Annotated in this window: 15 protein-coding genes; 12 read left to right on the top strand and 3 right to left on the bottom strand. The window is 29.6% G+C overall.

Features of this window, described 5'->3' with window-relative positions; all coding sequences use genetic code 11:
• Nucleotides 1-324 precede the first annotated feature (324 nt).
• The gene (locus tag CLOBL_RS10960; protein ID WP_077859065.1) at nt 325-939 is read left to right on the top strand and encodes a DUF3267 domain-containing protein; all 615 of its coding nucleotides are present in this window, start codon (nt 325-327) and stop codon (nt 937-939) included.
• A gap of 122 nt (nt 940-1,061) precedes the next feature.
• Here the strand turns inward: CLOBL_RS10960 and CLOBL_RS10955 are convergent, their stop codons facing one another.
• Entirely contained in the window at nt 1,062-2,294 is a 1,233-nt protein-coding gene (locus tag CLOBL_RS10955) for an FprA family A-type flavoprotein (RefSeq protein WP_077859064.1), read from the bottom strand.
• Between the two features lie 322 nt (nt 2,295-2,616).
• Between CLOBL_RS10955 and CLOBL_RS10950 the strand changes: the two genes are divergently transcribed.
• The 11 genes from CLOBL_RS10950 to CLOBL_RS10900 all read left to right on the top strand — a co-directional run bounded on the left by CLOBL_RS10950 (nt 2,617) and on the right by CLOBL_RS10900 (nt 15,613).
• Complete coding sequence (locus CLOBL_RS10950) at nt 2,617-2,877, top strand: hypothetical protein (protein WP_009171444.1); 261 nt, start codon at nt 2,617-2,619, stop codon at nt 2,875-2,877.
• Between the two features lie 380 nt (nt 2,878-3,257).
• Nucleotides 3,258-6,242 carry a sigma 54-interacting transcriptional regulator gene (locus tag CLOBL_RS10945; RefSeq protein WP_077859063.1) on the top strand — a complete coding sequence of 995 codons (2,985 nt, stop codon included), beginning with the start codon at nt 3,258-3,260 and terminating at the stop codon, nt 6,240-6,242.
• 312 nt (nt 6,243-6,554) lie between these two features.
• On the top strand, nt 6,555-7,031 hold the full coding sequence (locus tag CLOBL_RS10940) for a PTS sugar transporter subunit IIA (RefSeq protein WP_009171442.1): 477 nt from the start codon (nt 6,555-6,557) through the stop codon (nt 7,029-7,031).
• Nucleotides 7,032-7,072: 41 nt separating this feature from the next.
• The gene (locus CLOBL_RS10935) at nt 7,073-7,357 is read left to right on the top strand and encodes a PTS sugar transporter subunit IIB (protein ID WP_009171441.1); all 285 of its coding nucleotides are present in this window, start codon (nt 7,073-7,075) and stop codon (nt 7,355-7,357) included.
• Between the two features lie 157 nt (nt 7,358-7,514).
• Entirely contained in the window at nt 7,515-8,789 is a 1,275-nt protein-coding gene (locus CLOBL_RS10930) for a PTS galactitol transporter subunit IIC (protein WP_009171440.1), read from the top strand.
• A gap of 91 nt (nt 8,790-8,880) precedes the next feature.
• Entirely contained in the window at nt 8,881-10,248 is a 1,368-nt protein-coding gene (locus CLOBL_RS10925) for a sn-glycerol-1-phosphate dehydrogenase (RefSeq protein WP_242953823.1), read from the top strand.
• A 31-nt stretch (nt 10,249-10,279) separates the two neighbouring features.
• Nucleotides 10,280-11,107, top strand: coding sequence for an HAD-IIA family hydrolase (locus CLOBL_RS10920; protein WP_077859061.1), 828 nt, complete (start codon nt 10,280-10,282; stop codon nt 11,105-11,107).
• 22 nt (nt 11,108-11,129) lie between these two features.
• Complete coding sequence (locus tag CLOBL_RS10915) at nt 11,130-12,176, top strand: glycerol-3-phosphate dehydrogenase (protein WP_077859060.1); 1,047 nt, start codon at nt 11,130-11,132, stop codon at nt 12,174-12,176.
• A 207-nt stretch (nt 12,177-12,383) separates the two neighbouring features.
• Complete coding sequence (locus CLOBL_RS10910) at nt 12,384-13,202, top strand: MerR family transcriptional regulator (protein WP_077859059.1); 819 nt, start codon at nt 12,384-12,386, stop codon at nt 13,200-13,202.
• Nucleotides 13,203-13,483: 281 nt separating this feature from the next.
• Nucleotides 13,484-14,230 (top strand): DUF554 domain-containing protein, encoded by a 747-nt coding sequence (locus tag CLOBL_RS10905; protein WP_077859068.1) that lies wholly within the window; start codon nt 13,484-13,486, stop codon nt 14,228-14,230.
• 666 nt (nt 14,231-14,896) lie between these two features.
• On the top strand, nt 14,897-15,613 hold the full coding sequence (locus CLOBL_RS10900; RefSeq protein ID WP_077859058.1) for a type 1 glutamine amidotransferase: 717 nt from the start codon (nt 14,897-14,899) through the stop codon (nt 15,611-15,613).
• A gap of 200 nt (nt 15,614-15,813) precedes the next feature.
• On the opposite strand, the gene CLOBL_RS10895 is transcribed toward CLOBL_RS10900, so the two are convergent.
• Nucleotides 15,814-16,281 (bottom strand): Lrp/AsnC family transcriptional regulator, encoded by a 468-nt coding sequence (locus tag CLOBL_RS10895; RefSeq protein WP_077859057.1) that lies wholly within the window; start codon nt 16,279-16,281, stop codon nt 15,814-15,816.
• Nucleotides 16,266-16,742: an AsnC family transcriptional regulator gene (locus tag CLOBL_RS10890; protein WP_077859056.1), complete on the bottom strand. Its 477-nt coding sequence runs from the start codon at nt 16,740-16,742 to the stop codon at nt 16,266-16,268. The genes CLOBL_RS10895 and CLOBL_RS10890 overlap by 16 nt, the downstream gene beginning before the upstream one ends.
• Nucleotides 16,743-16,753: the final 11 nt, after the last annotated feature.

Below are 16,753 nucleotides of genomic sequence, written 5' to 3'. Positions count from 1 at the left end.
GACCATTTCTGCATGCTCCCGAAACAAGTTCGTGACAAGCAGTAAATGGAACAAACTCCCATTAAGAACTTTCATCAGCTTAATTTCAAATGCCTGCTTCATAAAAATGTATGTACTTTCTAGTATAGATACACACAAAAGTCTAACTGAAATAGATAATTATTCTATATATAAGTCAAATTTATAAATTGGATATCTATGTATAGTTTGTATGATATTTTACAGTATATGGTATAATAAGTGTTATGAACAACTATAATCTAATGAACAATAACAAATATTATGCAACAAAAATTAATTATGTTTTAATGAAAGGATTTAATAATGCGGTACTTAAAAAAAATACCTTCTGCGAATAAAGAACTTGGTATTAAACTAATATCAGAGGGATGGACAAAACTAAAAGAACCTTCTAATTTGGGTATAGCAACGTTACTATCAGTGCCTTTCATGTTTATAAATGGGATTATTTCAATTGTTATTTCCTCTTATTTATATCCCCAATTGAAAGAAATTTTTAGTAGTGAGCATGGCTTTGGCATCACTTTCACAGTAAATTTATTTACTATTATATACGTTGTTATAATTTTCATATTTATGACTATACATGAATTTCTTCATGCTTGTTTTATACCTAATGTATTTAAATCACCTCAGATATATTGGGGTATAAATGGCTTTTTCGGATTTGTTTACACTACTGAAAAAATCAAAAAGAGCAGATTTTTAATTATTACTATTATGCCTTTCATTTTGCTATCAGTTGTATTACCTTTTATTATAAATTTTTTAGGATGGTTAAATGGGTTCACTATATTTCTATGTTTAATAAATGCAATGGGTTCATGTGTTGACTGCCTGAATATATGTTTAGTGGCAATTCAAGTTCCAAAGGGTTCATATATTGCTAATAATGGATTTGAAACATATTTTAAGTAATTTAAGATTATGAACTTGATATTTCTATATTTAGTATTACAGGTGGACGAGCTTACCTGTAATTTTTTTGGGCTATGTTTTATCATATGCTAAAACATAGCCTGTATATTTTTTAGTTATTATTAAATTGCACTTAGCAGTAAATCAGAAGTATAGGTTACTAATCTTTCAATGTTATTTAAGTTATCCTCTTTAGGGGAAAATCTTATTCTAAGTGGTAATTCTATGTCTGTCATACCAGTAGACTTAATTATATCCGAAGTACTTAATACTTTTAAATTACTTTCCTTTAAATAGTCTTGAATAACTTCAATGGCCTCACCACTCCAGCCATAAGAACCAAAGGCAGCCCCTAATTTAGAGCTTAAGTCTAAAGCTTTTAAATCTTTAAGTATATCTTCCATATTTCCAATCATATCTCCATATTTTGTGGAGCTTCCAAAGAAAATTATATCAGATTCATTAATAGCTGTTATTATATCTTCCTTAGGAACTTTATTTACATCCATAACATCTGAAGTTATGTTTTGTTCTTCAAACTTCTCCTTAAAAGTAGCAGCAATTTTTTTTGTATTCCCAGTCATACTAGAATAAAGAATAAGAGCTTTTTTATCCGAATCTGTATTTTTACTCATACTATCATAAATATCTATAAAGCTTTGAACATCATCTCTAATAATAAAGCCATGGGATGGAGCTATCATCTTTATATCTAGTCCTTTGATTTTTTTAATCATGTCTTGAACATATTTTCTATGTGGATGCATGATTAATTTGTAATAAACAGTAAAATCCTCTTTAATATCTTCTTTTGCTAAATCATTAAAATATTCATAATTAGCTACATGAGTACTAAAGATATCACAAGGAAATAAAATTTTATCTTCTTCACAATAAGTTATCATAGTTTCTTCAGTGTGTAGATAAGGTGTTTCAATAAATTTAAGAGTCTTACCTCCTATATCTAAGGTATCACCATCACCTACAATTAGAAATTCTCTATCGTAAAGCTTATACATTTCCGTAAGTTCATTTGCAGCAGGTTTTGTACAAACAATAACTGCATTTACAGCCTTCGAAGCCAAACTTCTAAGAGCTCCAGAATGATCTGGTTCAGTATGATTAATTACTATATATTGAATTTTATCTAGTTCAACTGAATTCTTTAAATTTTCAACAAATTCTCTTCCAAAACTTATATCTACAGTATCAATAACAGTAGGTTTTTCAGTCATTAATAAGTAACTATTATAAGTAGTTCCTTTAGTTAAAGTTAATCTATGGAAAGGAACATCTCTGTCATCAACTTTACCAACCCATAATATATCTTCATTAAGCATAATATTTTTTTCCATAATAAACGCCTCCATATAATTTAATTTCTGTAGTTTTTTAATTGATTTTTTGTTTTATGTCTTTCTATGGCTTTATTTTATAGTTTTTTGCTTAATAAAAATATGATTTAAATCAAATATCGGTAAATAGAAAAACTAACGCTATTGAATTTTATAGTAAAGTTAGAGTTTAGTATAGTTTGTGTACAGTTAAATAGAGTAAATTATAAGGTTTTTATCTTTTGTTTTTTTGTAATAATTTTTTAATTAAAGATTAATATATTTACAAAATAATTGGCAAGAATTAATAATAATATATTTATTAGAAAGGGGGATTGGTGGTATGGAAAAAGAAAGTTATAAATTCAAAATAAGAGGAATCTTAACAATAGAAGATAAACAAATATTAGTGAGAGCTTTAGATGGAATGATTGGGTTAAACTTTAATCCAATTGCAGTAATAACTAATGAAATAGAAGATTACTATTTTATATGTAAAGTTAAATCAATAATAAAGAATTTACAAATGAAGATGGCAAGAGTATATATAAGAGTTCAAAAAGATAATGAGCCTAGATTATTAGAAATAGAAAAAATAAGCTGAAATTATAATATTGTTCTAAATGTGAAAAAATAAAAGAGGATTAAGTAAAATGATATGAAGAAATATTATATAAAAAATAGTTTTTATGAACAGTGGTAACGAGAAGTTAACCACTGTTCTTTTACTTTAAAGGATTTAATTATTTTCGAAAATTAACTGAAAAATAGAGGTTTATTCTTACCAGAGGGGTGTATTTGTGGAATTATATTTATGCACATAATAAAAAAATATATATAGAAGTTAATATAATGCGTGGAAAATATAGGAATATGATTTATAATATAATTGTTATATTTGTAAAAATAGTTTCATTAATAAAATAGATATATTTGCTAAATTAATAGATATATTTGCTAAATTATATGAAAGGGGGAAGAGTTTTGCTTAAAAATAAAATACTGGAATTAATTGAGAATGAGGATAAGAGAAAGCCATTAACTGATAGCGATATTGCTAGATTAGTAAATGCAACAAGAGAATATATAACTCAATTTAGGACTGAAAAAAATATAAGCAATTCTCGCCAAAGAAAAGAAGCAATTTTATATAATGATATAAAAGAAATAATAATTGAAGATAATAAAATTTCTGATAGGCAATTATGTAAAAGGTTATCTCTTTTGGGATATGATATTTCTAGGTATTCAGTAGCTCAAATTAAAAAAACTATAATCAAAGAAATGTTTCAAAAGAATTCTGAGGGAGTAAGAAAATTGGGGGAAGCTTCGATAAAAAGTTTAAAAGTAGTTGAGCCTTTAAAAGATTCAGATGTGCAAGAAGTAAATGAGAGGAAATCCACTCATACAATTAATCATGAAAATAAGAGGAAGAATAATTGTTTAAGAGAAATTATAGGATATCATGGATCATTAAAAAATGCAATTAGTCAGGCTGAAGCAGCAGTATTATATCCACCACATGGACTTCATACGCTTTTGCTTGGGCCATCTGGTGTTGGAAAGAGTTTTTTTGCAGAAGCAATGTATAATTTTGCAACCAATTCTCATCACTTTGGGAAAAATGCACCATTTATTATTTTTAATTGCGCTGATTATGTAGATAATCCTCAATTGCTTTTAGCACAATTATTTGGTTATAGTAAGGGGGCTTTCACTGGTGCTAATTCGGAAAAAGTAGGCCTAGTTGAAAAGGCAGATAAAGGAATACTATTTTTAGATGAAGTTCATAGATTGCCAAGTGAAGGACAGGAGATATTGTTTTACTTATTGGATAAGGGCAAGTATAGGAGGCTTGGTGAAACTGAAAATACCAGAACTGCAAATGTAATGATAATTGCGGCGACAACAGAAGATCCTAAATCATCCTTATTATTAACCTTTAGAAGAAGAATACCAATGATAATTGAACTTCCTTCCATTAACAGCAGACCAATTAATGAAAAGTATGTGTTGATTAAAAGCTTTTTTTCACAGGAATCAGCAAGGATTGGAAAAGAAATTACTGTATACTATGAGGTGATTAGATCATTGCTATTATATAATTGTCCAGGAAATATAGGACAATTAAGAAGTGATATACAAGTTGCATGTGCAAGAGGTTTTTGTAATTCATTGAGTAGTAATTTAAGTGAAGGAGTTATTGTTGATATAAAAGATTTGCCTAAGAATGTACCATTAGGTATATCAAGCGTTGAGGACAGAAAAATGGTACCTGAGGATATTTTCGATGAAGATTTGATTGTTAATCCTAATGATGTTATTACTCAGAAATTAAAAGATGATAGATATATGCTGCCTGATGGAATTTATAGTAATATAGAGGAAAAGTATTATAAACTTGAAAAGCAAGGACTCAGTAAAGAAAAAATCAATAAAATTATATGGAGCAAAATGGAATCAAACCTAAGTAAATTTGCTAAAAACATAGAAAGAAATATAATTTTTCCTAAGGAAGAATTAAAAGATATAATAGATGAAAAAATACTACAAGTGGTTGAAAAGGTAACTGATATAGCAAAACAATATATTGAAAATATTCAAGATAATTTTTACTACTGCATAGCAATGCACCTAAATTCAACCTATGATAGATTAAAGCATGGAAGAATGATAAGAAATCCAGAGGCTGATTATATAAAAAAGGAATACTATAATGAATATAGAATTGCAAAAATATTAACCAAGGAGATTAATGTGAGTTTAAACATTGAGCTTCCAGAGGATGAAATAGGATTTATTGCAATGTATTTAAAAACGTTTTCAACAACGGATGAAAAAGTAAGAAGAGTGGCAGTTATAGTATTAAGTCATGGACATGTTGCTTGTGGTATGGCAGATGTAGCAAATAAATTGCTAGGTACGAATCTTGCGGTAGGAATAGAAATGTCTCTTGATGAAAGTCCGCAAAGCGTGCTTAAAAGAACTATAGATACTGTTAAAAATGTACATGAAGGAAAAGGCTGTTTGATATTAGTTGATATGGGATCACTGGTCACTTTTGGAGAAATTATAACTAAGGAAACTGGGGTTCCTACAATGGTTATTGGGAGAGTAGATACTGTAATGGTTCTGGAGGCTGTGAGAAGAGCATTGATTGCTAATAGTAACTTGTACGAAATTCATAAAGCGCTTGATGGAGAAAAGGCCTATGTTGGAAAAGTAAAAGGCATAAAGAAATACATTAAAACTATAGTTACACTATGTATAACAGGTGAAGGAACTGCTTTAAAAATAAAAAAATATCTTGAGGATATATTAGGTAAGTTAAATGAAAATCTAAATATTATACCAGTTGGAATTATGAATATAAAAAATGCTAAAGATGAAATAATCAAAATAAGCAAAGATAATAGCATAACAGCAATTGTTGGAACAATCGACCCTGAAATAGAAAAGATACCATTTATATCTTTTAAGGATATTTTGAGAGAAGCAGGAAAATTAAGATTAAAAAATTTACTGGGCATAGAAAATATTAATCCTTTAATAGATGTAATCGACGAGGAACTGATACAGATTAGAGATGATATATTTACTAAAAGTGATTTAATAGATGAAATGTGTAAGCTACTTATTTCTAAAGGAAAGGTTACAGAAGAGTATATAATAAGCGTGTATAAGAGAGAATTAATGGGAGGTACTCTTTTTGATGGAACTTTTGGTATACCACATGGTTTGGCTGAGTTTGTAAAGAAATCATCTTTGGCTATTTTTAAGCTCAATAATCCTATTTTATGGGACTATGATTGTGAGGTCAATGTTGTTATTATGCTGGCATTAAAAGAAGGTGACATGAAAATAGTGAGAAGCTTATTTGATACTATATCAATGGCAGATATAGCAGATGGAATAAAAAAGGCAGGTTCGAGTAAAGAGATTTCTAATTTATTGTTAAAAATTGAATAAGTGTTTTTAACTTTCAAGGTAGAAAATATAAAATTCTACCTTGTTATTTTGTGTACGGATAATAAAAAATAATAGACATGTATATAGAACTATTTTATTCATTTGAATTAATTTTCAATATATTACATTATAAACCTAATATTGGCATGAGAGTTGCTAATAAATATTATGAAGATGTAATGACATATGAAACATATAAAAGAATTTATATAAAGGAGGAGTTTTAAATGTAGGAAATTATTTTAAAGCTGCTATGAAAATGTGATTATGGATGAAAACGTATAAAAGACTGTGAAGAAAAGGGGAAGGTTTATGGCTGGAAGTATAAGAGAATTTTTAAGAAGAGATTTAGTTGTAAACGATCTTGAAGCTAGATCTGCTGAGGAGGTTTTTGGAAAAATATCTCCAATATTGCTGGAAGGCGGTTTCGTAGAAAAATCGTTTTTTAATGGATTAGTAGATAGGGAAAGCAAGTTTCCTACAGGTTTATTGCTTGGAAAGTATAATGTCGCAATACCTCACACAGATGCGGTTCATGTTAAAAAGCCAGCTATAGCCATTGCAACACTAAAAAGTCCAGTGAAATTTAATTCTATGGACGGAAATGGAAGTGTAAATGTTAATATAGTATTTACTATGGCTTTAAATGAACCACACAGCCAGATATTAATGTTACAGCAATTAATGTTTTTAATTCAAAATGAAAGTGTTTTGAAGAATATGATTCAGGCAAAAGATAGTGATGAAATATATGATATCGTTTCAAGTTTCAATTATGAAAGTGAATAAATAATATAAAGATATGAAATTCCATTTGAGGAGGTAAAAAAATGGATAAACAAAAAGTGGTATTAGTAGCTTGTGGTACAGGGATAGCAACTTCAACAGTTGTGTGCAAAAAAGTAGAGGAATTAGTTTCAGCCAATGGTATCAATGCGCGGATTATACAATGTAAGATATCAGAAGTTGGTGGCTATGAAGATCAAGCAGATCTTTTGGTAACAACTACAATTTCATCAAGAAATTATAAATTTCCTGTAGTTAATGCTATGAATTATCTAACAAACATTAATCCAGGAAAAGTAGATAAAGCGATTATTGAAGTTCTAGTATAAAAAAATAGGCCACTTTAAAGGTGGACCTATATAAAAAAGGTTAAATGAATCATTTATTATTATAACACATAAAGATGTAAATTTGAATTTTATATAGTTACTAAGCAATTAAGAGTTTTGAGAATAAATAAAAATTGATATTATGGGAGGAAATATAATGTTATTAGATGTAGTAAAATACATTTTGAATTTAGGCCCTACTGTTATGCTGCCATTAACAATTACTATTATTGGTATGATATTTGGACAAGGATTTAAAAAAGCATTTAGATCAGGCATTACAATTGGTATCGGCTTTGTTGGTATAAATCTAGTTGTTGGATTGCTTACAACAAATCTTGGTGGAGCAGCGCAGCAAATGGTTACTAGATATGGATTACATCTAAGTATAATAGATGTAGGATGGCCTGCAGCAGCTGCAATCAGCTGGGCGTCTCCTATAGCAGCAATAATGATTCCAATAGCAATGCTAGTGAATTTAGTAATGCTTGCTATAAAAGTAACAAATGTAGTTGATATTGATATATGGAACTACTGGCATTTTACTGCAGCTGGTGCAACTGTATATGTATTAACTAATGGAAACTGGTTACTTTCTATTTTAGCTGGTATTTTATATGAAATTGCTGTTCTTAAGATTGCAGATAAAACAGCTCCAATGGTTCAGGAATTTTTTGGACTTGAAGGTGTATCGTTACCAACTGGTTCGACAGCTGCTTGTGGTCTTATAGGTATTCCAATTGTTAGTGTTGTAAGGAAAATTCCAGGTATTAAAAATTTAAAGGCAGATCCAGATACAATTCAAAAGAGATTTGGTATTTTTGGAGAGCCTATGATGATGGGTCTTATTCTCGGTATTATTCTTGGAGTTCTTGCTGGTTATGGTGTAGATAAAATTTTACAAATAGGTATTGCTATGGCTGGAGTTATGTTCTTAATGCCTAGAATGGTTAGAATACTTATGGAAGGGTTAATTCCTGTTTCAGAATCAGTTAGAGAATTTTTGCAGAAAAAAGACTTTGGTAAAGATAGAAAGCTTACAATTGGTTTAGATGCAGCAGTAGCAGTTGGACATCCAGCAGTTATTGCAACTGCACTTGTATTAGTTCCAATTACATTATTTTTAGCAGTAATATTACCAGGAAATCAGGTATTACCATTTGGAGATTTAGCAACAATTTGCTTCTATGTTGCGTTTATAGTTGGTTCAGCAAAAGGTAATATAGTTCACTCGGTTATATCAGGAACAATAGTTATGGCGTTGGCACTATTAATGGCAACTAATATTGCAAGTTTCCATACTCAAATGGCGCAAATGGCTCAATTTACAATGCCACAAGGAACATCAACAATTTCAAGTTTAGATATGGGTGGTAATTTCTTGAATTGGATAGTAATTAAGATATTCCAGCTATTTACTGGTACTCTATAAGATATTAGACAAATTAAAATGTTAAAGAGTGCTTACGAGTACTCTTTAACACCATTAACTTAAACGCAATTAGAAAAGGATGATGGTTCTAATGAATATAACAAATTTAAAAGTTGAAGAATTGATGGGGATGAGCTTTGAATGCGAATGTGGAAAGAAACATAGTATTGAAATCAATTCTGTAAAGATAGGAAGTAATATAATAGAGCAGCTTCCAGAATTCCTTAAGGAATTTAGAAAGAAGAAAATATTAATAGTAGAGGATATACACACATATACTGTAGCTGGGGGAAGAGTAGAAGAAGTACTAAAGAATAACTTTTCAATAAAAAAGTATATATTTCCACAAGAACATTTATTACCTGATGTATATGCGCTCGGAAGAGTTCTTATTGAAATAGAGGAGGACACAGAACTTATACTTGCTGTAGGCTCAGGTGTTATAAATGATATTTGTAGATATGTGGCGTACAGATCACATATACCGTATGCAATAGTTGGTACTGCTCCATCTATGGATGGCTATGCATCAGTGGTATCGCCTTTAATTGTAGATGGATTTAAAGAATCTCATAAAGCCATATATCCATATGGAATATATGCAGATATTGAAATCATGAAGGATGCTCCAATGTATTTACTTTGTTCAGGACTTGGTGATGTGCTGGGAAAATATGTAGCTTTGGCTGATTGGTCAATTGCAAAGCTTTTAACAGGCGAATATTATTGTAAAACTATTGCAAACATGGTTCAAGCAGCAGTGGATAGATGTGTTGAAGCTGCACCTAAAATTCCTGACAGAAATGAGGAAGTCATAAGAAATATAATAGAAGCGTTAGTTCTATCCGGAATAACAATAGGCATGGCAGGATCATCAAGACCAGCATCTGGTTCAGAACATCATATAGCCCATGGATGGGAGATAATGTTCCATGCAAAAAATAGTGAAGAGAAATGGGTACATGGAAATTTTGTTGGAGTAGGCACAGTAGTTATGGCAATGCTATTCGAATCATTAAAAAGTATAGACATAGAAAGTGTTATAAATAAAAAGGAATTCAGAGATTATGATATGGATAAATGGAAACAAAATATTGAAGATGTATTTGGTAATGCTTCCGATAATATAATTAATTATAAAAAAGATGCAATTGAATTGAACTTAGATAAAAGACAGAAAGCAGCAGAAAGAATAGCAGACAGCTGGAAGGAAATTCTCTTTATTGCGGAAGCCATAGTTCCAGATTCTGAAAGGATTAAAAAAATATTAAAATCAGGAGGATGTGTTTGGCATCCTGAAGAACTTGGAATTGATAAGAAGTTATTTATTAAAAGCTTTATTTCTGCAAAGGACATAAGAACAAGATATGGTATTGTGCATTTAATTGATGACCTTGGATTGACAGAAGAAATTGCTAATTTAATTGCTGATAAATTATATGGAGCTAATAATATATAAGGAAGCCGTGGACGATGGTTTGGAGGTAAAAATGAATGAAATAAAAGATATTAAATGTTTTCTATTAGACATGGATGGAACGTTTTATCTCGGGAACACGCTAATTGACGGAGCACTAGAATTTTTAGATATTTTAAAAGATCAAGGGAAAAACTTTATATTTTTAACAAACAACTCTTCAAAAAGCAAATCAGCGTATAAAGAAAAGCTTGTAGCACTTGGATGCTATGTTAATGAAGAGAAAATTTATACATCTGGTGAAGCTACTATATGGTATATGAAGAAAAATTGCTTAGGAAACAGAGTATATCTAATGGGTACAGAGCCGCTTATGAAGGAATTTGAAGATGCAGGATTTGAATTGGTTAAGAATAAAAAGGATAAACCTGATTACGTAGTCATTGGTTTTGATACTACACTTACCTATGAAAAAATATGGACAGCTTGTGACTATTTAAGGGATGGAATACCATTCATAGCTACACATCCAGATTTTAACTGTCCAATTGAAGATAATAAATATATGCCTGATACTGGAGCTATGATAAGAATGTTTGAAGCATCTACAGGGATTTCTCCTCTGGTTATAGGTAAGCCGTATAAATATATAGTAGAAGCAATTATGGAAAAGTATGATCTCAAAAAAGAAGAAGTGGCAATCGTGGGAGACAGACTTTATACAGATATCAAAACTGGAGTAAATGCAGGTATAACTAGTATTCTCGTGTTAAGTGGTGAAACTTCAGAAGAAATGTATAAAAACTCAGATATATCTGCAGATTATATATTTCCATCGATAAAAGATATTGGTGAAGAACTTAAAAAGCTAAAAAAAGATTTACTTAATGTAGTCTATTGATATAGAAATTGGAGGTAATATTATGAGTATTATTACAATTATTGGAGCTGGGCAAATGGCATCAGCATTAACTTTTCCAGCAACAGAAAATAATAATGAGGTACGACTTGTTGGTACTCCATTAGATAGAGAAATCATAAGCACTGCAAAAGCTACGGGATTTCACAACACATTAAAACGTCAATTACCAAAAACAGGTATTGACTACTATCAAATTGAAGAGGTAAATGAAGCAATTGATGGAGCTGAGGTTATCATTTGTGGAGTTAGCAGTTTTGGTGTGGATTGGTTCGCAGACAATATACTACCTATTATACCTGAACACATTCCTGTTCTCTCAATAACAAAAGGAATGATTGTAAAAAATGACGGGAAAATTATCAATTATCCACAGTACTTTTTAAGCAAGCTTCCTTCTAATAAAAAACTCTCCATTAATGCTGTTGGTGGACCATGTACAAGTTATGAGCTTGCGGATAAAGATAATTCTGAAGTTGTATTTTGCGGAGATGATATAAATATACTTAGAAGACTTAAAGATATATTTGAAACATCTTATTATCACATAAGTTTATCAACGGATGTCATAGGTGTTGAATGTGCAGTAGCATTAAAGAATGCCTATGCCTTAGGTGTATCCTTGGCTATTGGCTTAGCCATAGGAGCAGATGGCTCGGGAAAAGAGCATTATAATTCACAGGCGGCACTTTTTGGAGAAAGTATAAAGGAAGCAAAGCATTTACTTGAATTAATAGGCGGCAGAGAAGAAAATATCATATATTTTAGTGGTGACCTTTATGTAACTGTTTTTGGAGGGCGTACTCGTAGAATAGGAACTTTGCTCGGACAAGGATTTTCCTTTGAAGAAGCTATGGAAAAATTAAAAGGAGTTACTTTAGAATCAGTAGTAATTGCGACTCGTGCAGCAAAATATGTACGTTCTTTGGCTGAAAAAGGAATTGTTTCGCTTAGTGATTTCCCAATGTTAATTCATATTGATGATATTATAAATTCAGGAAAGGTAGTTGACATTCCATGGAAAGCCTTTGAAGCAGAAAAAACATTTTGAATGAGATGAGAGTAAAAGAGGTAATGTGATTTTTTCTAGCAAGAGCTTTAGAGGAACAAGTGGAAGATTAAATAATACAATTATAGAATAAAAAACATGTGGTGGTCTGTAAGCAAATCTGATTTACATAGAACACCACATGTTTTTTATGTATAAGCTTCTAGTAATGTTATAATTGTATAATAAGTATTTATGGAGGAAATAGATGTGGAAAAATATTTATCAATAAGTCAAATAGCTGAATTACATAACATTTCAAGGCAAACACTTATTTATTATGATAAGATAGATTTATTTAAACCAACACATATTGATGATAATGGTTATAGATGTTATAGTGTGTATCAAATTCCACTATTGAGGGAAATATGTTTTCTTAAATCAATGGGAATAAAACTTAAAAAGATAAAAGAGCATATTAAAAATAGAAACATTACTACTGCCATGTCTTTACTTAAGTCACATGAAGAAATTATACAAAAAGAAATAAACAAGTTGTTACGTACTCGTGATGTTATTAAACAACGATTAGATGTATATTCAAAAGCTCATGAATTTAAGGAGGACTTATGTAAACCTACAATAGAGATATTGCCAGAAAGAAGAGTTATGTTCATGGCACATGAAAATGAAATATCAAGAAAGGAATTACATTTTACTCAGATGAAAATAAGAAGTATTATTAGTAAATATGGAATTATTCCGTCTAAGGCCTTTGGAACAATTATAAAAAAAGATCAGTTGGATAAAGAAGATATATTTAGAGGGGCTGGAGGATATGTAAGTTTATTAAGAGATGAATCTGATATAGAAAACGCTATGATACTACCTTCTGGAAAATATGTGTGTATGTACAAATATGGAATGCCTTACGATACTGAATTTTTATATAAGCTATTAAAATGGATTGCTGATAATGGCTATAGAATTATAGGAGACATAATTGATAATTGTCTTTTGGACACTACTTTTTATGATGATACAAATAAGGTAGATTTTTGTCAGTTACAAATTCCTATTGAATAAAGCTAATAAGTTATAAGAAAAAATAATATGTCTAGAATGCAAATGCATAGGACTATTATTTTTTTTATTGTTTCTAAAATAATTCTTGAGTGTATAGTTATTATATAGTGTAAACTTACAAAGTAATTTAGTTTATATAAATTTTAATGATAAATAGCTATTATATTTAAATAGATAACTAAATGCTTATAATCTAGGTTAGTAATATGACAATAAAATTTATATAAAAGCTTCTAAATTACAAATATACAAAAGTAAAAACAGATTGGAGGAAAATTATGATGCCTATTGGAGTAATAGTTAATGCTCTTTCAGTATTGGTGGGAGGAATAATTGGAGGATTTTTAGGAGAAAAAATACCAGAGAGATTACGCTTAGCGTTACCGTTGACCTTTGGAGTAGCATCAATGGGAATGGGAATAACTTATATAGTAAAAATGAAGGTACTGCCTGCAGTTATTTTAGCTTTAATTCTTGGTAGTGCAATTGGCGAGTTAATTAAATTAGAAGATATAATAGGTAGATGTGCTGAAAAAGCCAAAGGACCTATTGAAAGATTGTTTTCAAGTAAGAAAAGCAGCGCTAAGGAAGAAATGGCGGTTAGTTTAGAGAGTCAGAGTGCTTTCATGGAGAAATTTGTTGGGATATTGATTTTATTTTCAGCTAGTGGAACTGGTATATTTGGAGCATTAAATGAAGGAATGACAGGAGATCATTCGATTTTAATCGCAAAGTCGATTTTAGATTTTTTTACGGCTATAATTTTTTCGGCAAGCCTTGGATATTTAGTTGGATTTATTTTTATTCCACAAATAATTATATTATTAAGTTTGTTTTTTGGAGCGGCCTTCATATTACCAATGACTACACCTGGCTTGATAGCTGATTTTACTGCATGTGGAGGTATTATAATGCTTGCAACAGGCTTTCGTATAAGTGGAATAAAAGCCTTTAAAGTAGCAAATATGATACCAGCATTGATTCTTGTTATGCCAATATCATATTTGTGGACAACCTTTATAAGTTAAAAAGAAAAGCCTATAGGCTTTTCAAAAAATATATTTCAGAAATTCTATTTTGATGGAAAGTTAGAGCAAAAAGATGATGCTCAAAATCCAGTATTTGGCTAGTGATATATTAAATTTTTGTGTTTATAAGTTCTATTAAATTTTGTTTCCAAAAATAGAATGATAGATATGAGGAAAATAACCCATTTGGAATAAATGTTAGTAGAATGTGATGTTTAAAAAATGCAAAAAATGGTTGACAGGGAAATTGGCAGAGGTATAATAAAACTTAATATAATTGTACACAAAGGGGTAATTGATTTTTATCAATTACCCCTTTTGTTTTCTAGTACAAATTATTAAAATTTGGCATAATAATCCTGATAGATCATACATTAGGATTATTATTTAGTGAATGAAAGGGGAGATGTAATATGGTGTAGAAAAATTACTATTAAAGAAAATAAAAAGCTTCATGTTATACCACGAATATAACATGAAGCCGAGGTAATTTGCTAATCCTAGTGGCACCAGGGTTATTAAAATTACCTATTATCTGTAGTTTATCAAAATGTAGAATTTTTTTCAAGTAAATTTTTAAATTAATAAATCACAGGTCTATTTTGTAAAATATAAGCAAACAATGCCGAAAGATAGAAATATTTAATTTGAAATGAGGTAATAGATATGAGAATTCACTATTTGCAACATGTTCCATTTGAAAACCCAGGTAATATTGTTAAATGGGCTTATAAAAATGGACACAAATTAACTGGTACTCATTTGTATAATTATGAAGCAGTTCCTGAAATTGATCAATTTGATTTCTTAGTTATTATGGGAGGGCCAATGAATATTTATGAAGAGGGGAAATATGAATGGCTAAAATATGAGAAAAAATTTATTAAGGAAGCCATTGATAATAATAAAATTGTACTTGGAATATGTCTCGGAGCACAACTTATTACTGAGGTTCTAGGAGGAAAGGTCACTAAGAATAAGGAAAAAGAAATAGGTTTTTTTCCTGTCAATTTTACTGAAGAAGCATTGAAGTCTTCACCATTTAGAGGATTTTTGAAGGAATTTCCTGTTTTCCAGTGGCATGGAGATACTTTTAGTGAGCTTGGCAAAGGAGTTTCACTGATAGCAGCCAGCGAGGCTTGCAGTAATCAGGCATTTGTTTATAAAAATAGAGTTATAGGCTTTCAATTTCATATGGAAAGTCTTGAAAGTAATATAACTTCGTTAATTGAAAATTGCAGGGAGGAAATGATTGATGGAGAGTATATTCAAACAGAAGAAGTAATTAAATCAAAACTAGACTATTTAAATCTTGATAATAGCCTTATGAACATGCTTCTAGATAGTTTAGAAGAAATGTATTTAAAAAAGGGGAAAGAATAATATATAAAATTTATGTTTCGTAGTTAAGGTGTAGTATATTAAAATTATAATGATGAATATTAGACATTTCACTTTGAAAAAGAATTAATAATTATTAAGAAGCTGAAGCAAAAATTAATCGCTATGTAATATATTGATTTTTTTATCAATGTATTAATCAAAATGTATATTTTGCTTCAGCTTATTATTTTGATATTTTGTTAAGTAAAATATTTCATACTTGTTTTTTTTAGTTCTTTTGTGCTATATAGAATTTTGTAGTTTGTACAACTTATGGCATTTGATATCTTCAAAATAACATTATTACAACTATCTCTGTCTTTTTCATGTATCATTGTATAGAGATTATAATTCCATGAAGAACAAGCTTTTCGCTCATAGCAGTGACTGATTTCAGGAATAGATATCAAGTATTCTCCAATTCTATCTAAGTCTTTAGTATTAATTTTCCAAACTACCAATGCATTAGCTTTGAAACCTGCCTTTCTATGATAAATAATAGCGCCAATTCTTTTTAATATTCCATATTTAATATAAGATTGAAGCCTATTTATAAATTCATCTTCATTTAAGTTAAGTTCATCTGCCATGTCTTTATATGGGGCTAATGATAAAGGAATATTTTCTTGTAATTTAAGTATTATTTCTTTATCTAAAGTTTTAAACAATTTTTATCATCTCCTTTAAAATTTAAAGCAACTTTAACTTTAAATAATCTTATAGATGGAAGAATTATTATTTCTTTAAAATTTAAGTTGTTTTGTATTTCCTTAAGAATAATATCTAAGTTTTTCTCAGAAGAAGTTATTATTGTAAACCACATATTGTATTCATCTTCTCTTAAATAATTATGCGTTACCTCATCATAGCTATTTATAAACTTAGCTGCTTCTTCAATTTTATTTTCTGGAATTTTAGCAGCACATAGAGTGCTTTTATAACCTAACTTTTTTGAATCAAAAATGCCACCTATACGCCGTATGAATCCATCATTTTTCAGCTTGAATAACCTTTCTAAAACTTCACTTTCTGTAAGGGATAATTTTTTACCTAATATTTTAAATGGTCGTTTATCAATCGGAATTTCGTTTTGTATTAAATTAAGCAGTTTTTTATCTATTGTATCCATAATAATTCCTC

Source organism: Clostridium sp. BL-8 (genome assembly GCF_002006495.1).
GTDB lineage: Bacteria > Bacillota > Clostridia > Clostridiales > Clostridiaceae > Clostridium.
Note: the sequence above shows the minus strand (reverse complement) of the source record. Positions and strands in the feature narration are given on the sequence as shown.